A 22,552-nucleotide genomic window follows, 5' to 3' on the forward strand; every position below is an offset into this window, starting at 1 on the left:
CTGTTTCACGCGGATGTCCCGCGTGAAACCACTTTCAGATGACGTAGGCCTTGAGCGGCTCGAAGCCGTTGAAGGCGACGGCCGAGTAGGTCGTCGTGTAGGCACCGGTGCCCTCGATCAGAACCTCGTCGCCGATCGAAAGCGTGATCGGCAGCGGATACATGTTCTTTTCGTACATCACGTCGGCCGAATCGCAGGTCGGGCCGGCGAGCACGCAGGGCTCCATTTCGTCCTGATCGCGCGCAGTGCGGATCGGGTAGCGGATCGCCTCGTCCATGGTTTCGGCGAGACCGCCGAACTTGCCGATGTCGAGGAAGACCCAGCGATGGTTGTCGTTGTCGGACTTCTTCGAGACGAGAACGACTTCCGCCTTGATGACACCCGCATTGCCGACCATGCCGCGGCCCGGCTCGATGATGGTTTCCGGGATCTGGTTGCCGAAGTGCTTCTTCAGCGCGCCGAAGATCGCCTTGCCATAGGCTTCGGCCGAGGGCACGTCGCGCAGGTACTTCGTCGGGAAGCCGCCACCCATATTGACCATCTTGAGCTCGATGCCCTGCTTCTTCAGCTGCACGAAGACGCGCTTGGCATCGGCAAGAGCCGAATCCCAGGCATCAACCTTCGTCATCTGCGAGCCGACGTGGAACGACACGCCGTAGGAGACGAGACCGTTCTGGTGAGCGTAGACGAGCACGTCGACAGCCATCTGCGGCACGCAGCCGAACTTGCGCGACAGCGGCCATTCGGCACCTTCGCCATCCGTCAGGACGCGGCAGAACACGCGGGCACCCGGAGCGGCACGGCCGATCTTCTCGACTTCCTCATGGCTGTCGACGGCGAAGAGCGAAACGCCGAGCGCATGCGCCTTGGCAACGTCGCGTTCCTTCTTGATCGTGTTGCCGAATGAAATGCGCGACGGGGTCGCGCCGGCGTCGAGCGCCATTTCGATTTCAGCGACGGACGCGCAATCGAAGTTGGAGCCCATGGAGGCGAGCAGGCGCAGGACTTCCGGCGCCGGGTTGGCCTTGACGGCATAATAGATCGAGCTGTCGGGCAGCGCGTGGCGGAACGCCTTGAAATTGTCGCGCACGACATCGAGATCGACCACGAGGCACGGACCGTCGGGACGTCGGGTGTTCAGGAAGTCGATAATACGTGCAGAAGCCATCTCGGTATTCCCCATATCCAGGTTGCTCCGGGAACAATCCCAGAGGACAAAGGGCAGATGCGTGCATGCGATGGAACCAGCCGGTGGAGACCCCGGAACCAAGCATGCGCATCATGCGCGAACGATGAACCGAAGCCCGCCTAGGCTTCAATTCGCTTTGTCTGCCATTGATTGGTGGGAGAACCCGACCGCACGTCCGGCAATGAAGGTGTGCCTCTTCAGTAACCCCGGCTGTTGGAAAGCCGGCAGACACCAGAAAGGCCCGCACCGTCGTTGCTTCAAGATGTCCTCGCTCTTCCGGTTGGCCGGAGAAACGACTGGAGGGGTTAGTTCCAGGTACCTTACCGAGTTCCTCACCAAATCGAGGGTCGGCGGACACCCACAGGCACGTGCGACTTTGGGCAGGGGTGAGATAAGAAGAATCGCTGTCGTAATCAAGAGGTTTTTTGCGGCGTGCTATTGAAAATATTCTCCAAGCCACGACATTCGCGGAACTGGTTTTCGTCGCATTCCTTTTCTACGCCAGGCCACCGAGACGCCAGGCAAGCGCGGCAACCCTGAAAACAGGCCTTTGCCGCGCACCATTCGAGTGGGGACACATGGATACACTGACCCGAATCCGGGCCTTCATCGACGTCGTCGACGCCGAAGGCTTTTCCGCAGCATCACGCAAGACCGGCCGGTCGAAGGCGCTTCTGTCCAAATATGTGCGCGAACTCGAAGACGAACTCGGCGCACTGCTGCTCAATCGCACCACCCGCCAGTTCTCGATGACCGAGCCCGGCCACACCTATTACCGCACCGCTTCCGACATCCTCAAGGAAATCGACAATCTCGCTGATCTCGTGCGCGAGAAGAACACCGACCTGCGCGGCAAGCTGAAGGTTTCGGCTCCACGCACCTTCGTCGATGCCGATATCGGCCAGTCGCTGATCGATTTCGGCAAGGAACATCCGGAACTCTCGCTTGAAATCGTTTCCGACGACCGCTTCGTGGATCTGGTCGAGGAAGGCTTCGACGTTGCCGTGCGCATCACGCGCCTCGAGGATTCGGCGCTCATCGCCCGCAAGATCGGCGATTTTTATCTGAAGATGTGCGTCAGCCAGGAGTTTCTCGACCGGGTCGGCCCCATCAACCACCCGAGCGATCTCGCCCGCCTGCCCTGCATCATAGATACCAATGGCAAGTCGCACAGCAACTGGCGCTTCATCGACGAAAAGGGTGGCGGCTTTTCCGTTCCGGTCAGCGGGCATATCGAGGTGAACAGCCCGACAGCCGCCGTGCGGGCGGCGGCCAGCGGTCTCGGCGTCGCTTCGGTGCCCGCCTTCATCGCCCGTTCCTGTCTGGATTCCGGCCGCATCGTCTCGATCCTCGAGGAGTATCTTCCGACCGACCGCGGCATCTACGCGATCTATCCGCACCGGCGCTACCTGCCGGCGAAGGTGCGTACCTTCGTCGATTTTCTGCATGCGTGGTTTCGCCGCCATCCCGGTATCGAGGCCTGACAAGGTCCCAATTCCGACCCATTTCAACCCCATTCAAACAGTCGACTCCAACACGCCCGCTTCCATGCTGCAAGAGGCTTGAAACTGATGCGATTCCTCCCTCTTCTCGCCGCAGGCGCCGCCCTTTTCGCCCCCGCTGCGGCGTTTGCTCATCCGCATATTTTCGCGGAGGCGCGGCTGGAAGTGGTTGCCGGCGAGGACGGCACGGTCAGCGAGTTACGCAATGTCTGGCGCTTCGACGAAATGTTTTCCGCCAGCGTCGTGATGGATTTCGACAAGAACAGCAACGCGCAGCTAGACCCCGACGAACTCGCAGAGGTCGGCAGGACGGTGCTCGAATCGCTGGAGGAATTCGACTACTACACGTCGATCACCGAGGACGGAAAAACCGTGAAGGTCGCCAAGCCCGACGCCATCAATGTCGATTATAAGGACGGCCAGCTCCTGATGTTCTTCACCGTTAAGCCCGGCGAAGCCATGCCGCTCAAGGGCAAGCTCACCTTCGGCGTCTATGACCCGACCATGTACGCGTCTATGGACTTCGCCTCGGATGACGATCTTGTCGCCGTCGGCGACAGGTTTTCCGCCTGCAAGCGCGCCGTCGTCCGGCCCGATGCCGACGAGGTGCTGGCGCAGAACCAGGACAGCCTGACCGACGCCTTCTTCAACGACCCGTCCGGCACCGACATGACGAAGCTCTTCGCCACTCGCCTGGAGATGACATGCTGACCCGCAACCGCACGCTTGCGCTCCTCACGCTGACCGCAGCCGTTGTCATCACGGCGGGCCTCGCCCATGCCGCCTCCCCGCTCGGCATCGGCTCTGCGGAACCGGGCTTCAACACATCAGGCACATTCGGCAGCCTCTTCGGCTGGATCAATGCCCAGCAGCAGGGTTTTTACCGTCTGATGACGGGTGCGCTGAAGGACATGCGCGAGACCCCATGGGCGGCCTCGACGCTTGTCGGCCTGTCCTTCGCCTATGGTGTCTTCCATGCCGCAGGTCCCGGCCATGGCAAGGCGGTCATTTCCTCCTACATGCTCGCCAATGAGGTGGAGCTTAAACGGGGCGTGCTTCTTTCCTTCCTCTCCTCCATCCTGCAGGGCATCGTGGCGATCCTGCTCGTCGGAGCGGCCTATCTCTTCCTGCGCGGCACCACGGTGTCGATGACCGACGCCACACGCGCGCTCGAAACGGGCAGCTATGCCCTCATCGCCCTCTTCGGCGCCTGGCTGCTCTTCAAGAAACTGCGACCCGCCGAACGCCGCGCTTCGGCGCTTGGCGCACAGGCCGTCGAGGTGCATGGCACGCGCGACCATCATGGCCATGTTCACCACCATCATGCCGGAGAGGTTTGTTCGACATGCGGGCACGCCCATGCGCCGGATCCCGCTCTGTTGAAGGGCGACCGTTTTGCGCTGCGTGAAGCCTGGTCGGCCATCGTGGCCGTCGGCCTTCGCCCCTGCTCGGGGGCGCTGATCGTCTTGAGCTTCGCGCTCCTCAACGGCCTCTACTTCGGCGGTGTTCTTGCCGTCCTCGCCATGTCGATCGGCACGGCCATTACCGTCTCGACGCTGGCCACGCTTGCCGTCACGGCGAAGGGGGCGGCTCTGCGCTTTGCCGGCAACGGCTCGGCCGCCGCCCGCGTCGGCACCGCCATCGAGATCGGCGGTGCACTGATGGTCATGGTCCTGGGGCTATTGCTGCTCGGCGCTTCGCTGCAGATCTAGTTGCCGCGGTTGCGCTGGTAGCGGGCACGCAGCCAGAACAGCAGGAAGAAACCGAGCACCAGCAACGCGCCGAACAGACCGGCAAGCCACGGCGAGAAGCCGCCGATCGCGATCATGACGCGCGGCAGGAAGTAGAACACCACGCCCGTGCCGATGAGAATGACCAGTGCCGCAAGCGCGGCAGACTTTCCCTTGCTTTCCTCGCTCATGTCGCGTCCGCCTTGGTGATCTCGGCGCGGATGTCTTCCAGCTTGCGCTTCTGCTGTCCGTCGGCGTCGAAATTATCGGGCGACAGCCAGGCGTCGAACGCCTTGGCGACGATGGGCCACTCGCCATCGATGATCGAGAACCATGCGGTATCGCGGTTCTCCCCCTTGGAAAGCATGTGCTGGCGGAAAACCCCCTCGAAGCTGAAGCCCAAGCGGGCAGCCGTGCGCTTGCTCGGCTCGTTCCCGTTGTGGCATTTCCATTCATAGCGACGGTAACCGAGGTCCTCGAAGACGTGCTTGGCAAGCAGGTACTGCGCCTCGGTGGAAAGCGGCGAGCGCGACATGCCCCCGCCATGGGCAATGCCACCGATTTCGACGACGCCGTTTGCCGGATCCGGCCGCATGTAATGCGCCATGCCGACAGGCTTGCCGCTCGCCTTGTCTACGATCACTTCCCGCACCCAGCCCGATTTGATGACGGCTTCCGACCATGCATCGAAACCCTCGATGCCGGTGAAATCAGCCTGGGCGAAATAGCGCAGCAGCGGATTGATCTGCATACCGCCAAAGGTATCCCAGAGAGGCTGAAGGTGTTTTGCACGATCATAGGGCTCCAGGCGCACATAGCGCCCTTCGAGCACCACGGGTGCCGGCGGCGGGCACCCTTTCCAATCCGTGAGATCGCGCATGAAAAATCCTCCTTCGGTCTTGCCGAAGGGATAGAACAGCGCACGGCGCGAAGCAATGTGGAAAGCGGGGAGCGGCGTTCGGCCGCTCCCCGAATGCTCAGACCGTGGCGGCGGAAACCGTTGCCTCGATATGATCGACCAGCGCGTCGGCAAGACCAAGGCGCCCGGCGAGCAGATCGAGATAGCCACGCTCGGCGCGCGTCTTCGGCTCGATGGCAAGGCGCGATGCCGTGTAGAGTTCGACGCGCTGTTCTTCTGTCGAGGCCGCAGCAACGATAGCGTCGAGGTCGATCGGATTGGCAAGCTCGTCTTCCAGGAACTGCGCGGCATCCGCGCCAAGGCCGGAAACCTTGAGCTTGTCCATGATGCGCGCACGCTCGGCATCGTCGATATGACCATCGGCGCGCGAGGCAGCAATCATGGCGCGCACGAGGATGAGCGCGAAATCCGTGCTGACGGCTTCGGGGTGGAAACCGGAATCGGTCGGCGGAGGCAGAAGCTCGGGTGTGCCGGCCTGCGTCGTGTCGACCGGATCCTGCCCGGCCTTGTAATTCTTGTAGGCCTGGTAGCCGAGGCCGGCGATCGCCGCGAGACTACCGAGCTTCAGCGCCGACCCGGCAACCTGGCGGCCGGTGCCCGTGCCCAGCAGCACGCCGGCAATGGCGATCGAGGCAAGCGGATTGTCCTTGGCGAGCTGGGTGACCTGACCGGCACGGTCGCGCACGGATCCTCCGGCGCCGGGCACCTGTGAACCGAGGAACTGGTCAAGCAACTTCTTGGCGTCAAACATAGGGAGCGTCTCCGTTTCTCTCGTCCCAGCACCGGGGCCTAATGCAAGGGCAAGATAGGAATGCGCGCGCCTGATTACAAACGCATAACGGGCGACCAGAGGCCGCCCGTCTACAAATCCGCTGAACCTTGCTCAGCCCTTGAGGGCAGCTGCTTCGGCAGCGAGCTTCTCGATGCCCGCCCAATCGCCCTTGGCGACGAGGTCCTTGGGCGCAACCCAGGAGCCGCCGACGCAGACAACGTTCGGCAGCGAGAGATAGTCGCGGGCATTCGACAGCGAAATACCGCCGGTCGGGCAGAACAGCGTGCCGGCGAGCGGCGAAGACAGCGACTTCAGGTAGGCGGCCCCACCAGCCTGTTCGGCCGGGAAGAACTTTAGCACCTGATACCCCTCTTCGCGCAGGCCCATGACTTCGCTCGCGGTGGCCGCGCCCGGCAGCAACGGGATGTCGGAATCGGCGGCGGCATCGATCAGCTCCTGCGTCGTGCCTGGGCTGACGATGAACTGCGAGCCTGCCTCGACGGCAGCTTCGAACTGTGCGGCATTGAGGATCGTACCGGCACCGGCGACGGCGCCCTCGACTTCATTGGCAACCGCGCGGATCGCTTCGAGAGCCGCGGGCGTGCGCAGCGTGATTTCGATCGCCTTGAGGCCACCGGCCACCAGTGCCCGCGCAAGCGGCACGGCCGTCTTGAGGTCGTCGATGACCAGCACCGGCACCACTGGCTGCAGCTTCAGGACGGAAAGGAGCTTGGCGTTCTTCTCGCTCATGGCACGGACCTTTTAAAACGATTGAATTTCGCTCGACATAGCGCGTCTGCGACCTTGTGTCGAGGCTTAAGCCTGATTCATGGACTTGTCATGACACACGTATCGTGTAGTCTGCCCCTCGCCCAAGCCCATCTCAGAGACAGCGAAAGCGAGCCTATGGCTAAAGAGATCGAGCGTAAGTTCCTGGTGTCGGGCCAGCGATGGCGCACCTTCGCAAACGAAGGCGTCGCCATAAGGCAAGCCTATATCGTGGCCCAGGACGATCGGTCGCTTCGCGTCCGTATCTATGGCGACGGGCGCGCCCGCCTCACCATCAAAGTCGGCCATACCGCGCTGGTTCGCGACGAGTATGAGGTCGAGATCGACCGCGATGAAGCCGAGGATATGCTGCGGCACGCCGTCGGCACGATCATCGAGAAGGTGCGCTACAAGGTGCCGCACGAAGGCTATGTCTGGGAGGTCGATGTCTACAGCGGCGCCCATCGCGGCCTGGTGATTGCGGAAGTGGAGCTGACCTCCATTCACGACGATCCAGAACTGCCAAATTGGGTCGGCCGCGAGGTCACAGGCGAAAGCCAATATTCCAACCAGTCGATGGCGCTTGGCACCAGCGACAGCGCACGGCTGCACCAGCTGGCGTAGAGGTAGCGTGCTTTTGCGCCGCATTGCCTGAAAAGCGCGAAAGCTGTATGTGGCCACCCCATGACAGACATCGCACACGAGATTTCTTCGCCGGCGGCGAATGACGGCTTTCTGGTTGCCGCGCTCTACCATTTCGTCTCGGTTCAGCGCTTTGCGGAACTGCGTGACCCCTTGCAGGCGCTCTGCGAGGAAAACGGCGTGCGCGGCACGCTGCTGCTCGCCCATGAGGGCATCAACGGCACGATCGCCGGCCCGGCCGCCGGCATCCGCGCCGTGCTTTCCTTCCTGCGCAGCCAGCCGGAATTCGCCGGCCTGGAGCACAAGGAAAGCCATGCCAGCGCCATGCCTTTCCTGCGCATGAAGGTGCGGCTCAAGAAGGAGATCGTCACGATGGGCGTCGAGGATATCGACCCCACGCGCTCCGTCGGCACCTATGTCGATCCGCAGGACTGGAACGCGCTGATCTCCGATCCCGACACGATCGTCATCGATACGCGCAACGACTACGAGACGGCGATCGGCATCTTCAAGGGTGCGGTCGATCCGAACACCAAGACCTTCCGCGAGTTTCCGGACTGGGTGCGCAACAATACCGGCCTGCACAACAAGCCGAAGATCGCCATGTACTGCACCGGTGGCATCCGCTGCGAAAAGGCGACGGCGTTCATGAAGGAAGAAGGTTTCGAGGAGGTCTATCACCTCAAGGGCGGAATCCTGAAGTACCTCGAGGAGGTGCCGCCGGAGGACAGCCTCTGGGAAGGCGCCTGCTTCGTCTTCGACGAACGCGTCTCCGTGCTGCATGGCCTTGAAGAAGGCGATCTCAAGCTCTGCCGTGCCTGCCGCCACCCGCTGACGGCGGAAGAGATCGCGTCCCCGCTCTACGAGGCGGGCGTATCCTGCGCGCATTGCCATGCAACCCGCAGCGAAGAAGATCGCATGCGCTTTCGCCAGCGGCAGAAGCAGATGGACCTGGCAAAACAGCGCGGCGAACGCCACCTCGGCAAATAATCAGCCGGCGATGCTTTGGGAAGCAGCCGGCGGGGCGATGAGGTCGCAGATCGCCTTTTCGCTCATCGGCCGGCCGTAGAAATAGCCTTGGAGCTGGTCGCATCCGCATAGATGCAGGAAGGCCGCCTGCTCGGCTGTCTCCACGCCCTCGGCCGTGACGGGCATGTCGAAGGATGCGGCGAGCGCCACCGTCGCCTGCAGCATCGCGCCGCCCTTGATCGATTGCTGCCCGGCCATGGTGAGCGAACGATCGATCTTCATGCGATCGAAACCGAAGCGGATGAGATAACCGATCGACGAGAAGCCGGCGCCGAAATCGTCGAGCGCGATGCGCACGCCGCCCGCCTTCAAACGGTCCATGACAAGCTTCGCCCGGCCAGGATTCTGGATGAAGTAGCCTTCGGTGATTTCGAGCGTGATACGCGCGGGATCGATGCCGGCTTCCGAGATGATCGCGAGGGCCTGATCCGGAAAATAGGGGTTGCGGAACTGCGCCGGCGAGACATTGATCGAAATGCCGAGATCCGGCCATTGCCGCGCCGCCTCGCAGGCCCGTTTCAGAATGAGCGGGCCGAGCGCATCGATGATGCCCGTCGCCTCCGCCAGCGGAATGAAGACATCCGGCGGCACGGGCTGGCCATCGCGCGTCCAGCGGGCCAGTGCCTCGACGCCGCAAATATCCCGCCCACGGGCGCGGACGATCGGCTGATAGACCACATCGATCTCGCCGCGCGCCACCGCCGCCCTGAGCGCCTCCTCCATTTCGCGCCGCAGGTCGCGGTCGTCATCCATCAAGGCTTCATAATGCATGGCGCGGCCGCGGCCGGCATGTTTGGCGCGATACATGGCGACATCGGCGCGCCTGAGCAGCTCTTCGCCGGCAACCACGCCCCGGTGCGAAACAGCAATTCCGATACTTGCGCCGACAATGGCGACGCGCTCGCCGATAACGAAGGGTTCGGTAAAAAAATCGAGAAGCGCGCGCGTCAAACATTCCGTTTCGACACCGTCAGCGCCGGCAAGGAACACGATGGCGAATTCATCGCCACCGATGCGGGCGAGCATGGCGTCATCAGGCACGAGACGGGACAGGCCGGCCGAAACGCCGCGAATAAGCCGGTCGCCGACCGCATGGCCATAGAAGTCATTGACGTCCTTGAAACCATCGAGGTCGAGATAGAGCATCAGGACGTCACGCGTTTCGGCGATAGCGCGCGCGTTCAGCTCATCGAGGCCGAGATAGAGGCCGGTACGGTTGCGAAGTCCGCTCAGCCGGTCGGTCAGCGCCTGCATGCGTGCGCTGTTCTCATCCGCCTTGAGCCGGACTGCGAAGATCGCCCCTGTCAGCACCAGCAGCGCGAAGAAGACAACCACGACGGCAAGCGCCAGAAGCACGAGCGGGCGAACCTTGTCATAGCTCTTGTCGCCAGGCGCTTCCGGTGTCCAGGAGAGGTAACCGAGCGGTTGCCCGTCTGGGGCATTGAGGGCGACGGCTTCACCGACAGCCGGCGCACTCTCCGTGAGGATAAGACCGGATACGAGGAAATTTTCCGATATCTTCGAGATACGGGCGGGCGTCAGGTGCCGCAAGATGAACAGCGTGCGCAGGCCATGTTCCGGTACCTCGGCGGCTTCGGAGGCGGGCCGAATGGCGGAAATGGCGGCGACAGCAGGGCCTTTCGATGTGCGAAGGAAAGCACCGAGTTCCTTGCCCGGCGTTAGTCCCGCTTCCACCACCTCCCGACGCATGGCCTCGAAAGCCGCCCCGCCGAACGTTCCGGCATCCATGTCGAAGGGTTCGCCATTACGATAGGCCAGCATCGTGCCGCCCGTCTCATCGACGAGGAAGACGGTATCGAACAGCGGCCCGCCTTCGGTGGCAAGGCCGAAATTGGTGACGAGCCATGGCATGTCGGGCGTGCCGTAGACGCCCTCGACTGCGTCGTCCCAGACGGAGTAATCCCGTGCGGTGGTCACGATGGCGTTGCGCATGGAGGAGAGAGCGCCGAACACGGTCTGGCGCGTGCGCTCCTCGTCCAGTTCGTTTGCCCGGTTGGCGAGGAAACCCAATGCCATCATGACCAGCACGGTGGCAAGGCTGACGACGACCGCGAACGCGCCGAGCACGCCAAGAACGACTGCGAGCCGCCGGGCGCCGAGCATGCCAGAAAGATGGTGCGCAAGCCGCCGCATCAGGTTCTCCGACCAGAAGAGGATGATGCGGCAGAAGCGTTATGAATCCTTTACGGCTTTCATGCCAATACAAGCGGTCTTGGGCACCGCCTATTCAGCCAGCTTGTGATTTCCCTTCGGGAAAAGGGCGGCGAGTTCACCATACCAATGGCCGCTCTTCTTCACCGTGCGTACCTGCGTGTCGTAGTCGACATGCACGATGCCGAAGCGCATCCTGTAGCCTTCCGCCCATTCGAAATTGTCCATGAGGCTCCACGCGAAGTAGCCGCGCATGGGATAGCCCTCGCCGATCAGGTCCGCCGTGATGCCGAGATGGTCGGCGATGTAGTCGAGGCGCGGCTGGTCGTCGACCACGCCGCCCTCAATGCCCATATTGTAGCAGGCGCCGTTTTCCGTGATGTAGCAATCGGGCAGCGTGTAGTCCGCGTTGAGCTTGCGGATGAGATCGCCGAGCGCGGGTGCAAAAACCTCCCAGCCAATATCCGTCTTGATATCCACAACCGGCGGCGCAGGCTGCATTGCCGGAAAATCCACGCCTTCGGCGGGATCGTGTGCCACACGCATCGGCGTATAGTAGTTCAGGCCCCACCAGTCGAGCGGCTGGGCGATCGTCTCCATGTCGCCTGGCTCGATCTCCGGCATGCGGTGACCGAGCGCCGAAAGGAAGCGTTCGGGGTATTCCCCCTTGAAGACCGGCCCAAAAAACACCCCGTTGTGGAAATCGAAAGCACGGGCGGCAGCGTCCTGATCGGCCGCGCTGTCGCTGCCGGCATAGACGGAATGCGCATTCAGCACGAGGCCGACGGGCAGATCCGGCCGCTCGGAGCGAATGGCCGCAACGCCGAGGCCATGCGCGAGATTGGTGAAATGCAGCGCATGCAAGGCCGCATCCATGCTGCGCTCGCCCGGTGCATGGATGCCGTAGAGGTGGCTTAGCCAGACGGAGCACCAGGGCTCGTTGAAGGTCGCCACGGCATCCAGCCGGTCGCCGAGCCGGGCAGTGACCGTCTTGGCATAACGCTGGAAGGCATAGGCCGTTTGCCGCGCCGTCCAGCCGCCGTCACCGGCCAGCATCAGCGGCAGGTCCCAGTGGTAAAGCGTCGCGAAGGCCTTGATGCCGCGCGCCTTGAGGCCATCGACGAGCCGGTCGTAGAAATCCAGCCCTTTTTCGTTCACAGGCCCGGTGCCCTCGGGGATGATGCGCGGCCAGGCGATCGAGAACCGATAGGCCTCGACGCCGAGCGACTTTATGAGGTCGAGATCTTCATCGAGGCGATTGTAGTGATCGCAGGCCACATCCCCATTGTGCCGGCCATAGACCCGGCCCGGCATGTTGGAGAAGGCATCCCAGATCGACGGCTTGCGGCCATCCAGTTTCGATGCCCCCTCGATCTGGAAGGCGGCGGTGGCCACGCCAAACACGAAATCGCCGGGAAACCGGTCGGAAAGGGTCTTGGGGTCCATCATGGTGCGTCTCTCGGGTCTCGATCGGGAAATTCACGCGCTAACTGCAACGTTGCAGTAAGGGGCTGAGTGGCAAAAATCAATGCCCTGCCGTCGTTGTCGGCAGTTTGCACGTGATCAAAAGAAATGCGGCAAAACAGACGATGCTTAAACAAAGGTTAGGTTTTATTCCTGCAAAATATCCATCGGTGGGACGAGGACTTAAACGTGGTACGGAGAATTCCCAAGCATCTCGTGCGTAAAGGCATGTTCATCGAATCGGTGGAATGCCCGAATGCCGAGTTTTCTCACCGGCGTTTTCTCGTGCAAACCGATGAAACGGTGCGCGCTATTCTTGCCACTTCCGCCGCCTACGCCCTAATAAACCCGCAACGCAGCACGATCAACATCGATGCGGATGCCACCCTTGCAGTGGAAGAGCAAAAACGCACGCAGGAGACCGTTGCCCAGGGCGCCAGCATGCTGCGCGACAGTTTTGCCGCCGTCCGCTCAGGCGATCTGCAGGTCGAGACACTGGGACCACTCGCCGACGAGATTTCCGACCGCATCGATGCCTCCCCGGAAATCTTTCTGAAGGTCACGCGCCTGAAGTCCAAGGACGAAGGCACCTATGTGCATTCGCTCGCCGTCAGCGCATTGATGATGCGCCTTGCGCGGCTGCTCGACTATGAGGACGCAACAGTCCGCGAACTCGGCGTCGCCGGGCTTCTGCATGATGTCGGCAAACTGATGGTGCCGAACGCCATTCTCAACAAAACCGGTCAATTGGAGGCCGCAGAGAAGAACCTCGTGCGCGGCCACCCCGAAATCGGCTACCGGCTGCTGAAAGACCTCGGCACCATGTCGCCATTGACGCTCGACATTACGCGGTTTCATCATGAAGTACTCGACGGCAGCGGTTATCCGCTTGGTCTGAAGGCGGACCAGCTGAGCCAGGAAATCCGCGTTGCCACCGTCTGTGACGTCTTCGAGGCCCTGACAAGCGCCCGTCCCTACAAGCGCGCCTGGACGACACGCGATGCGCTCAACTGGATGTTCGATCGCGGCCACCTCTTCGACAAGAAGCTGGTGCTCCGCCTCGGCAGTATTTTCGAGTAGTTCGGCCGCCGCTTTGAGCGACGGCCGATGTTCTGAGTGCCTCAGACCTTGACCCAGGCGCCGTTCTTCTTCGACGACTGCACACAGGCGTCCACGAAGAGCATGCCCTTGAGGCCATCATCGACCGTCGGATAGACAATCGCCGGATCGGCCTTCGCACCGTTGCGCTTGGCATAGATGGCGCGTGCGGCTTCCGAATAGATATTGGCAAAGCCTTCGAGATAGCCTTCCGGATGGCCCGAGGGCACGCGGCTGACACGGGCGGCAGCAGCGCCCGAGCCGGCACCGTTGCGGGTGATCAGGCGCTTCGGCTCGCCGAAGGGCGTGTACCAGAGATAGTTCGGATCGGCCTGCACCCATTCGAGGCCACCCTTGGTGCCATAGACGCGCACCTTGAGACCGTTCTCATGGCCGGGCGCGACCTGGCTGCACCAGAGCATGCCCTTGGCGCGCGCGCCGTCCTTCTCCTTGAAGCGCATCATAACATGAGCGTTGTCATCGAGCTTGCGACCCGGCACGAAGCTGTCGAGATCGGCCGACAGCTCTTCCAGTTCCAGACCCGAGACGAAGCAACCGAGATTGTAGGCATGCGTGCCGATGTCGCCGGTGGATCCGCCCGCGCCCGACTTGCTGGGATCCGTCCGCCAAGCGGCCTGTTTCTGGCCGCTCGACTCGATATCTTCCGTCAGCCAGTCCTGCGGATATTCCATCTGCACGAGACGGATCGTGCCGAGCTCGCCATTGGCGACCATCTCGCGCGCCTGCCGGACCATGGGATAGCCGGTGTAGTTGTGCGTCAAAACGAAGAGCGCATCGCTTTCCTCGGCGAGCTTCTTCAGCTTGCGTGCATCCGGCAACGTCGAGGTCAGCGGCTTGTCGCAGATGACATGGATGCCGCGTTTCAGGAACTCCTTGGCGGCCTCGTAATGCACATGGTTCGGCGTTACGATCGCCACGGCCTCGATGCCGTTCTTCAGCTTGGCCTCGCGGATCGCCATTTCCTTGAAGCTGCCATAGCTGCGCGACGGATCGAGCCCGAGTTCACGCGCCGACTGCTCGGCCTTTTCCGGCGAGGACGAGAGCGCGCCTGCGACGAGCTCATAGTGATCGTCGAGACGGGCGGCGATGCGGTGCACCGCGCCGATGAAGGCGCCGGAGCCGCCGCCGACCATGCCGAGCCGGATCCGCCGTTCCCGCGTTTCGCTTGCGCTTCCTTCGATTGCCATTGATATTCCTCCCTAGAGCCCAAGCATGCGCCGATTGGCGGCGTCATCCGTGCCGGCATCGGCAAAATCGTCGAACGCCTTTTCCGTCACGCGGATGATGTGCGCCTTGACGAACTCCGCACCCTCGCGGGCGCCGTCTTCCGGGTGCTTCAGCGCGCATTCCCATTCGACCACAGCCCAGCCGGCAAAGTCGTTGGCGGCCATCTTGGAGAAGACGGCGCCGAAATCGACCTGGCCGTCGCCCAGCGAACGGAAGCGGCCCGCGCGGTTCACCCAGCCCTGATAGCCGCCATAGACGCCCTGCCGGCCCGTCGGGTTGAACTCGGCATCCTTCACATGGAACATGCGGATGCGGTCCTTGTAGATGTCGATATTGTCGAGATAGTCTAGGCACTGGAGGACATAGTGCGAGGGATCGTAGAGCATGCAGGCGCGGGCATGGTTGCCGGTGCGCTCCAGGAACATCTCGTAGGTGATGCCGTCGTGCAGGTCCTCACCCGGATGGATTTCGTAGCAGATATCGACGCCGTTCTCCTCGGCATGGTCGAGGATCGGCTTCCAGCGCTTGGCAAGCTCATCGAAAGCAGTCTCAACGAGGCCGGCCGGCCGCTGCGGCCAAGGATAGACGAAGGGCCAGGCGAGCGCACCGGAGAAGCTTGCCATGGCATCGAGGCCCAGATGCCTGGAGGCGGTCAGCGCCATCTTCACCTGTTCCACGGCCCATTCCTGCCGCGCCTTCGGATTGCCGCGCACTTCGGGCGCCGCAAAGCCGTTGAAGGCCTCGTCATAGGCGGGATGCACGGCGACGAGCTGACCCTGAAGGTGGGTCGAGAGTTCGGTAACCTCGACGCCGTTTTCACGCGCCTTGCCGGCGAATTCATCGCAATAGGTCTTGGATTCCGCGGCTTTCTTCAGGTCGATGAAGCGCGCATCCCAGCTTGGGACCTGCACGCCCCTGTAGCCGATATCGGCGGCCCATTTGGTAATCGACTCCCAGGAATTGAACGGCGCGGCATCGCCCGCGAACTGTGCAAGAAACAGGGCCGGGCCCTTGATCGTCTTCATGTGTGACGTCCTCCCATGGAAACGGCCATCCTCGCGGCCAGTCTCGGATATTTTTGCGGTACGTACCGCAACGCGTGAAAGCTAGCGGCCTTTGGTGGGGCGAGCAATGTCAAATTCGGTAAAATGGAATTGAATGAAGAGGCAGCGTTCCCACTTCTCCTTCGTCATGGTCGGGCTTGACCCGACCATCCACGCCCCTACCCGCGGCATGAATCCCCGGTTCAAGCCCGAGGATGACGGCGGTGGGTGGGGGGCATGGTCATGGCGAACCGCCCGGGTCATCATGTCCCGGGCGGCCTTGATGTCGTCAGATCAGAACGGGGAATCCGGGAAGTAGAAGTCCTTCGCGTTGTCCTTCGTCACCAGCGTGGCGTCGATCGTGTAGACGCCGCGGACCGGAACCTGGCCATAGAAGTTGGCGGCGGTCATTTCGAGCGCGGTGCCGACCATTGCCGGCGGATAGAGCACGTCGACCGGGATCATCTTGTCGCCGTCCATGACCTTCTTGATCATGTCCTTCGAGCCGGCACCGGCGACGACATACTGGATGTCCGTACGGCCGGCCTGTTCGATGGCCTGGAGAACGCCGACGGCCATGTCGTCGTCCTGGCACCATACGACGTCGATCTTCTGGTACTTGGTCAGGTAGTCCTGCATGACCTTGAAGGCGTCGTCGCGGTTCCAGTTGCCGTACTGGCGGTCGAGAACCTTGACGCCGGAGCCTTCGATACCCTTGTCGAAGCCGTTCTGGCGTTCCTGGTCGATCGGGATCGGCATGCCGCGGATAACGACGACCTCGGCTTCCGGCGTCGTGGTCTTGATGTATTCGCCGGCCGTCTGGCCAAGCGCGAAGTTGTTGCCGGCGACATAGAGGTCACGCACGGAATTGTCGTTGACGCTCGGTGCGCGGTCGACGAGCGAGACGAACGTACCCTTGTCCTTGATTTCCTTGATGGCGTTGACCAGCGGATCCGGATCGGTCGGCAGGATGACGAGTGCGTCGATGCCCTGCGTTGCAAGGTCCTGCACGGCATTCGCCTGACTTGCCGGATCCGGCGAGGTCTTGACGATAACGTTGAGGCCCGGATGGCTTGCCATCAGCTGCTTGGCGACGCGCTCGGCATGATAGATCACGCCCGCCGTCCAGCCATGGCTAGCGGCCGGGATGGAGACGCCGATCGTCACCTTCTTCTCTTCCTGTGCGTGGGCAAAGCCGGCAACGACGGAGAATGCCGCAACCGTCAGGCCGAGTAGTTTCTTGCGCATGAGTTTCCTCCCAAAATCAGGTCTCGCTTCGTGGCCGGGCGACCCGTAAAACCCGGCTATTCCCCTCGCAGATCCGACCCCTTACACGGAGCCGGACCCGCTTGGCTTTACGACTTCCGCACCAGCGAGCGCTGGACGAGCATCGCAATAATGATGATCGCGCCCTGGATGGCCCCGATCAGGTATTCGCTGATGAAGTTGGATAGCAGCATGATGTTGCCTACCAATTCGAGAATGAAGGCGCCGCAGATCGTGCCCCAGACGCGGCCCGCCCCGCCCTTCAGCGCCGTGCCGCCGACGACGACCGCGGTGATCGCCTGCAACTCCCAGAGAATGCCGGTGGTGGCCGAAGTGGAGCCGAGGCGCGGCACATAAAGCAGCACGGCGATGGCGACGCACAGGCCCTGGATGACGAAGGCGATGGTGCGCACGCGGTTGACCGGAATGCCGGAATAGCGCGCGACATCACTGTTCGAGCCGACCGCGACGACATGGCGGCCGTAGCGCGTGCGATAGAGAACGAAGGCGGCGACGATGGTGACGGCGAAAATGACGACAATCGGGATCGGCACGCCGAACAGGGTGCCGAAATAGGCCGGGCGATAGAGCGTCTGCAATTCCGGCTCGCGCAACGTGATCGCGCCGCCCTGGGAAAGCCAGGTGGTCAGGCCGCGATAGATGCCCATCGTGCCGAGCGTGGCGATGAACGGCTCGATCTTGCCGACCGTGGTGATGAGACCATTCAGCAGCCCGCAGCCGGCGCCGATGACGATCGTCAGCGCAATGGCCGCCGTCAGCATGAGCGAAGGATCGGCAATGGCGCCGGAATTCATGAAGAGGATCATGATCGAGGCGACGAAGGCGACCATCGAGCCGACGGACAGGTCAAGATCGCCCGACGAGATGACGAAGGTGGCGCCGACCGCGACGATGGCGATGAAGGCGCTGCGTGTTGCCACGTTCGCCAGATTGGTGATGCCGATGAAATTGGGGTTCACCAGTGCGCCGACGATGAGAAGCAGCGCCAGCGCCGCAAAGGGCGCGACGGCTCTCAGATCGACATCCCGCCAACTGCGGCCCCTGCCCTTGCTTTCGACCGCGTCTTCGCTTGCCGTCATGTTCGTCCCCGACGTGAATGCGTTGTTCTTATGCTGCCGGCCGATGGGCTCAGGCAGCGGTCTTTTTCTTCAGGCCTGCCGAATAGCGCATGATCTCCTGTTCGGAGATTTCCTCGCCTTCGAGAATGCCGACGATCCGCCCTTCGCGCATCACGGCGACGCGAGTGCACAGGCCGATGATCTCCGGCATCTCCGAGGAGACGACGATGATCGATTTGCCGTCGCGGGCGAGCGCCGAGATGAAATGGTAGATCTGCTGCTTGGTGCCGACATCGATGCCGCGCGTCGGCTCGTCGATGATGATGACGTCGGGTTCGGTCTCCATGACCTTGGCGAGCAGCAGTTTCTGCTGGTTGCCGCCCGACATGCGGCCAGCGACGACACGGCCGTCCCGCACGCGGATATCGAAGCGCCGGCGCGCGCGCTCCAGCGACTCGGCCTCGCTTTTCGGGCTGAGATAACCGTACTGGCCGTGTTTGCCGAGCGATTGCAGCGTGAGGTTCGCTGTCATGCGCGAATTGAGCAGCAGTCCCTTGTGCTTGCGGTCCTTGGTCATATAGGCGATGCCGACGCGGTTGGCGGCATGCACGTCGCCGGCCGGCACACTTTCACCGCGCACCGTGACCTCGCCCGATGCGCGAGAACGCAGGCCCGCGACCGCTTCCATCAACTCCGTGCGGCCCGAACCGATCAGGCCGGAAAAGCCGAGGATTTCGCCCTTGCGCACCTCGAAGCTCGCATCCTGCACATAATGCGTCGTCAGCCCGGCGACGGCGAGCGTCACCTCTTCATCGATGCTCGGCTCCTGCTTGCCGGGATAGAGGCTCGACAACTCACGACCGACCATCAGCTGTGCGATGGATTCACCGTCGAGAATGCTGGTCGGCGCGGTCTTTACCCATTGCCCGTCGCGCAGCACGGTGACGCGGTCGGTCAGCTCCATCACCTCGTCCAGCTTGTGCGAGACGAAGACGAAGGACGTGCCGTTTTCGCGCAGCTTGCGCACCTGGCGGAAGAGGTAGTTGGTTTCTTCGCGGGAGAGCACAGCGGTCGGCTCGTCCATGAAGATTATGCGCGCATCGCGGCTGATCGCCTTGGCGATCTCCACCATCTGCTTGTCGGCGATGGAGAGCGAACTGATCATCGCATTTTCATCGACATGCGAACCGAGCTGGTCGAGAACGCGGCGCGTTTCGGCGCGCATGAATTTGCGGTCGAGCACGCCGAAACGCGTGACCTCACGACCGAGGAACAGGCTCTCGGTGACGGTCAGGTGCTCAGCAAGGTTGAATTCCTGGTGGATGATGACGATGCCGAGATGCTCGGCCTGGCCGTTCGGCGGCAACTTGACGGACTTGCCGTCCAGCAGGATCTCGCCCGAGGTCGGCTGCTCGAAGCCCGAGAGGATTTTCACCAGCGTCGACTTGCCCGCGCCATTCTCGCCCATCAGCGCATGGATTTCGCCGGCGCGAAGCTCGAAATTGACGCTGAACAGGACCTGCACGCCGTTGAACGACTTGCTGATACGGCGCGCGGAAAGAACGACGGGAGCCCCGTCTGCAGCGTCCGGATTCATCGATTTCCTCCCTGCGGCTCCTCGACCGCTTGAGCATGATGTAAACCTTTACACGATCTATGTAAAGGTTTACATCATGGGATATCAGGAATTTTCAGCAAGCGCCGTTTGACCGCCGGTCCAGTCTGTGTAGTGTCCCCGCACTTCGTTTGATTTCAGCAATCCCAGATCGCCAGACTGGTATTGCACCGCCGAGTGAGAGCCAGTTTGTCGTCATCCAGCCCCGCCACGATCGAGGACGTCGCGCGCATCGCGCAGGTGTCGATCGCGACCGTATCGCGGGCCATCCACACGCCCGAAAAAGTGGCGAACTCGACGCGGCTGAAGGTCAATCAGGCAATCGCCATCACCGGCTACACGACCAATGCCATGGCGCGCAGCCTGAGGCTCGGTCGCTCGAACATGATTCTGGTCGTCGCCCCCGATATCGGCGATCCCAACTTCTCCAACATCCTCGTCGGCCTGGAAAACGAGGCACGCGCGCATGGCTACGGCATCCTTATCGGCCACACGCAGAACGATCCGCAGCGCGGGCTGGAATATCTGAAATTCCTCAATTCCAACCAGGCGGCCGGCCTCATCCTGTTCACCGGCATCCTGCCCTTCGGCCACCAGAGCATGACCGCGCGCCTACCGCCCAGCGTCGGCGTTTTCGAGCCGGTCTATAATGGCGGCATCCCCTATGTCGGCGTCGACGATATCGAGGGTGCGCGCAAGGCCGTTGATCTTCTGATCGCTGAGGGACACCGCAAGATCGCCTTCATCGGTGATTCGCGCACACGGCTTGCCTATAGCCGCCGCCGGCAGGGCTATGACGCCGGGCTGGATGCCGCCGGCGTACCGGTCGGCGATCGTATCATCCTGGAAGGCGACGGAACGATCGAAAGCGGCCGCCTTGCGCTTGAACAGCTTTTCATGCGCGACACGCTGCCGAGCGCCTTCATGTGCGTCAACGACCAGACCGCCATCGGCGTGATGATCGGGCTTGGCGCGCGCGGCTATGATATCCCGACCGATTTTTCCGTGACCGGTTTCGACGACGTGCCGCAGGCGAGCTTCATGACGCCGTCGCTGACGACGATCCGCCAGCCGCGCACCGCCATCGGCAAGAGCGCCATGGCGCTGCTCTTCGAGCTGCTGTCCAACAACGAACCGGCCGAAACGGAAATCCTGCTTCGGCCGGACCTGATCGTGCGCAACTCTGTATCGGCTCCGGCGCGGCGCTTCGTGCGCCGCTAGAGCATTTCCAGCCGAAGCGAGGTCGCTTCGGCGTCGGATAATGCGGCAAAAACAAAAACCTAGAGCATTTTTAGCCGTAGCGGCGATACGCCAGCTTCGCCGTGCGCTGCACGCGTGCCGCCGAGACGGTGAACCGGTCGGCCAGCCCCTTCAGCGTCGTGCTGATCTGCATCAGATTGTGCGTCGCCGCATTGGTTTCCTCGACCATCGCGGCATTCTGCTGGGTCATCTGGTCCATGCTGCCGACCGCCGTGTTGATCTCGGAAATGCCGGCCGACTGTTCGCGGGCGGAATTGCTCATGGCGTCGATATGCGCATTGATAAACACCACCTGCTCGCCGATGTGATGCAGCGCCTCGCCGGTTTTGTGGACCAGGGATACGCCGAGCTGCACATCCTCGAAGGACTTGTCGATCAGCGACTTGATCTCCTTGGCCGCTTCCGCTGATTTCTGGGCGAGTTCGCGAACCTCCTGCGCCACGACGGCAAAGCCCTTGCCGGCCTCGCCCGCCCGCGCCGCCTCGACGCCGGCATTGAGCGCGAGAAGGTTGGTCTGGAAGGAGATTTGGTCGATCACGCCGATGATCTGGGTGATCTTGCCCGAAGATTCCTGGATCGCCCCCATGGCGGTGACGGCCTGTTCAACGATCTGGCCGGAGCGCTTGGCCTCTTCCGTCGCACTACCGACGACGCGGCGGGCTTCTTCTGCCCGGATCGCCGCCTCGCGGGAAATGGTGGTGATCTCCTCGACGGCCGCCGCGGTCTCTTCGAGTGACGCAGCCTGCTGCTCGGTGCGCCTGGCCATGTCGTCGGTGGCATTGACCAGTTCGCCGGAATTGCCGGCAGCATCTTCTGCCGCCGTCACGATGGAGCCGAGCGTGTCGTCCAGTTTCTCGATGGCGGCATTGAAATTGGAACGCAGCCGTTCGAACTGCGGCGCGAGGGGCTGGGCGATGGAGGCGGTGAGATCGCCGCCGGCAAGCCGGTTGAGCGAGGTGTCGAGCGCGCTCAGCGCCTCCTGCTGCTCGGCGTTGCGAACCCGCCGCTCGGCCTCCGCTTTCTCACGTTCGTCCTGAAGAGCCTCTAGATAGACCGAGATCGCGTAGTCCATATCGACCAGCGCAGCCTTCACGATGGCGGTGATTTCATCGCTAATCGCCGCCGCTTTCTTGCGGTAGAGAAACCCTTCGAGATGCTTGGCGATGACACTTTCGACGATCGCCTCGAGGATCAGCGCATAGCCGCCGATATACCAGCGTGGCTCGAGACCAAGGCGGGCATGGGTCTTGCCGATCGTGGTGACAGCATCAACATAGTGTGTGTCAAAAGTTGCCGAGCCGATCACTTCCCAATGTTTGACCTGCCGTCCCTTGGCGCTCTGGATATGCGCCTCGCTGGCAAAGAACCGGGCCGTCTCGGGCGTCGCGCGGGCCTTTGCGTAGAAGGTATCGAGCGCGCCGTCGAGCGAAGCGGAGATGGTCGGCAGGGCATTCTTCAGCGCCGCGCGCTGGGCCGTGTCGAAATTGACGAACTGGAGACGTTCGTTGAGCTGCTGGGTCTTGCTATCGTGTGCCGACATCCGAAAATTCCTTTGCTGCGGAGGGCAACTGGCGCCAAGTCCCGAATCACGAGGCCGGCTTCCGGTTTGTCGTGATTTTCTGCATTTGATAGTAAACAAAGACTATAGCGAAGGCGACAATACTTGTATCGAAATTGACGAACGATAATTTTGAATCAAAATATCCGGCAATGCGGACGTATTGCTATAAACTACATCATTTAAAATCATTACCTT

Annotated in this window: 20 protein-coding genes; 7 read left to right on the forward strand and 13 right to left on the reverse strand. The window is 62.1% G+C overall.

Annotated features, from left to right (window positions below; all coding sequences use genetic code 11):
- Positions 1–34: 34 nt before the first annotated feature.
- Positions 35–1,168 carry an ornithine/lysine decarboxylase gene (gene odc2 / locus MUU55_RS19890; RefSeq protein WP_244762502.1) on the reverse strand — a complete coding sequence of 378 codons (1,134 nt, stop codon included), beginning with the start codon at positions 1,166–1,168 and terminating at the stop codon, positions 35–37.
- Positions 1,169–1,767: 599 nt separating this feature from the next.
- On the opposite strand from odc2, the gene MUU55_RS19895 reads away from it, so the two are divergent.
- The 3 genes from MUU55_RS19895 to MUU55_RS19905 all read left to right on the forward strand — a co-directional run bounded on the left by MUU55_RS19895 (position 1,768) and on the right by MUU55_RS19905 (position 4,403).
- Positions 1,768–2,673, forward strand: a complete 906-nt coding sequence (locus tag MUU55_RS19895) for a LysR family transcriptional regulator (RefSeq protein WP_244762503.1) — start codon at positions 1,768–1,770, stop codon at positions 2,671–2,673.
- An 87-nt stretch (positions 2,674–2,760) separates the two neighbouring features.
- Complete coding sequence (locus MUU55_RS19900; RefSeq protein WP_244762504.1) at positions 2,761–3,402, forward strand: DUF1007 family protein; 642 nt, start codon at positions 2,761–2,763, stop codon at positions 3,400–3,402.
- Entirely contained in the window at positions 3,396–4,403 is a 1,008-nt protein-coding gene (locus MUU55_RS19905; protein WP_244762505.1) for a nickel/cobalt transporter, read from the forward strand. The genes MUU55_RS19900 and MUU55_RS19905 overlap by 7 nt, the downstream gene beginning before the upstream one ends.
- Here MUU55_RS19905 and MUU55_RS19910 read toward each other — a convergent pair.
- The 4 genes from MUU55_RS19910 to MUU55_RS19925 all read right to left on the reverse strand — a co-directional run bounded on the left by MUU55_RS19910 (position 4,400) and on the right by MUU55_RS19925 (position 6,862).
- Complete coding sequence (locus MUU55_RS19910) at positions 4,400–4,612, reverse strand: hypothetical protein (RefSeq protein WP_244762506.1); 213 nt, start codon at positions 4,610–4,612, stop codon at positions 4,400–4,402. The genes MUU55_RS19905 and MUU55_RS19910 overlap by 4 nt on opposite strands.
- Positions 4,609–5,301, reverse strand: coding sequence for a GNAT family N-acetyltransferase (locus MUU55_RS19915; protein ID WP_244762507.1), 693 nt, complete (start codon positions 5,299–5,301; stop codon positions 4,609–4,611). The genes MUU55_RS19910 and MUU55_RS19915 overlap by 4 nt, the downstream gene beginning before the upstream one ends.
- A gap of 97 nt (positions 5,302–5,398) precedes the next feature.
- Positions 5,399–6,091, reverse strand: a complete 693-nt coding sequence (locus MUU55_RS19920; RefSeq protein WP_244762508.1) for a tellurite resistance TerB family protein — start codon at positions 6,089–6,091, stop codon at positions 5,399–5,401.
- A 132-nt stretch (positions 6,092–6,223) separates the two neighbouring features.
- Positions 6,224–6,862 (reverse strand): 2-dehydro-3-deoxy-phosphogluconate aldolase, encoded by a 639-nt coding sequence (locus MUU55_RS19925; RefSeq protein WP_244762509.1) that lies wholly within the window; start codon positions 6,860–6,862, stop codon positions 6,224–6,226.
- A 156-nt stretch (positions 6,863–7,018) separates the two neighbouring features.
- Between MUU55_RS19925 and MUU55_RS19930 the strand changes: the two genes are divergently transcribed.
- Complete coding sequence (locus MUU55_RS19930; protein WP_244762510.1) at positions 7,019–7,504, forward strand: CYTH domain-containing protein; 486 nt, start codon at positions 7,019–7,021, stop codon at positions 7,502–7,504.
- A 60-nt stretch (positions 7,505–7,564) separates the two neighbouring features.
- A complete protein-coding gene (gene trhO / locus MUU55_RS19935; protein ID WP_244762511.1) occupies positions 7,565–8,512 on the forward strand; it encodes an oxygen-dependent tRNA uridine(34) hydroxylase TrhO in 948 nt (315 codons plus the stop codon).
- Here trhO and MUU55_RS19940 read toward each other — a convergent pair whose 3' ends face one another.
- Together MUU55_RS19940 and MUU55_RS19945 are read right to left on the reverse strand one after the other, a co-directional pair.
- A complete protein-coding gene (locus MUU55_RS19940; protein ID WP_244762512.1) occupies positions 8,513–10,705 on the reverse strand; it encodes a bifunctional diguanylate cyclase/phosphodiesterase in 2,193 nt (730 codons plus the stop codon). It abuts the gene before it with no gap.
- 90 nt (positions 10,706–10,795) lie between these two features.
- Positions 10,796–12,172 (reverse strand): GH1 family beta-glucosidase, encoded by a 1,377-nt coding sequence (locus MUU55_RS19945; protein ID WP_244762513.1) that lies wholly within the window; start codon positions 12,170–12,172, stop codon positions 10,796–10,798.
- 204 nt (positions 12,173–12,376) lie between these two features.
- Between MUU55_RS19945 and MUU55_RS19950 the strand changes: the two genes are divergently transcribed.
- Positions 12,377–13,267 (forward strand): HD-GYP domain-containing protein, encoded by an 891-nt coding sequence (locus tag MUU55_RS19950; protein ID WP_244762514.1) that lies wholly within the window; start codon positions 12,377–12,379, stop codon positions 13,265–13,267.
- 41 nt (positions 13,268–13,308) lie between these two features.
- Here the strand turns inward: MUU55_RS19950 and MUU55_RS19955 are convergent, their stop codons facing one another.
- The 5 genes from MUU55_RS19955 to MUU55_RS19975 form a co-directional block, all read right to left on the reverse strand.
- Positions 13,309–14,493, reverse strand: coding sequence for a Gfo/Idh/MocA family protein (locus tag MUU55_RS19955; protein ID WP_244762515.1), 1,185 nt, complete (start codon positions 14,491–14,493; stop codon positions 13,309–13,311).
- A gap of 12 nt (positions 14,494–14,505) precedes the next feature.
- On the reverse strand, positions 14,506–15,558 hold the full coding sequence (locus MUU55_RS19960; RefSeq protein WP_244762516.1) for a sugar phosphate isomerase/epimerase family protein: 1,053 nt from the start codon (positions 15,556–15,558) through the stop codon (positions 14,506–14,508).
- Positions 15,559–15,870: 312 nt separating this feature from the next.
- Entirely contained in the window at positions 15,871–16,824 is a 954-nt protein-coding gene (locus MUU55_RS19965) for a substrate-binding domain-containing protein (protein WP_244762517.1), read from the reverse strand.
- 107 nt (positions 16,825–16,931) lie between these two features.
- The gene (locus tag MUU55_RS19970) at positions 16,932–17,942 is read right to left on the reverse strand and encodes an ABC transporter permease (RefSeq protein ID WP_244762518.1); all 1,011 of its coding nucleotides are present in this window, start codon (positions 17,940–17,942) and stop codon (positions 16,932–16,934) included.
- A 49-nt stretch (positions 17,943–17,991) separates the two neighbouring features.
- Entirely contained in the window at positions 17,992–19,518 is a 1,527-nt protein-coding gene (locus MUU55_RS19975; protein WP_244762519.1) for a sugar ABC transporter ATP-binding protein, read from the reverse strand.
- 207 nt (positions 19,519–19,725) lie between these two features.
- Between MUU55_RS19975 and MUU55_RS19980 the strand changes: the two genes are divergently transcribed.
- On the forward strand, positions 19,726–20,757 hold the full coding sequence (locus MUU55_RS19980; protein ID WP_244762520.1) for a LacI family DNA-binding transcriptional regulator: 1,032 nt from the start codon (positions 19,726–19,728) through the stop codon (positions 20,755–20,757).
- A 70-nt stretch (positions 20,758–20,827) separates the two neighbouring features.
- Here the strand turns inward: MUU55_RS19980 and MUU55_RS19985 are convergent, their stop codons facing one another.
- Positions 20,828–22,336, reverse strand: a complete 1,509-nt coding sequence (locus MUU55_RS19985; RefSeq protein ID WP_244762521.1) for a methyl-accepting chemotaxis protein — start codon at positions 22,334–22,336, stop codon at positions 20,828–20,830.
- Between the last annotated feature and the right edge of the window lie 216 nt (positions 22,337–22,552).

This window comes from Shinella curvata (assembly GCF_022899935.1).
GTDB lineage: Bacteria > Pseudomonadota > Alphaproteobacteria > Rhizobiales > Rhizobiaceae > Shinella > Shinella curvata.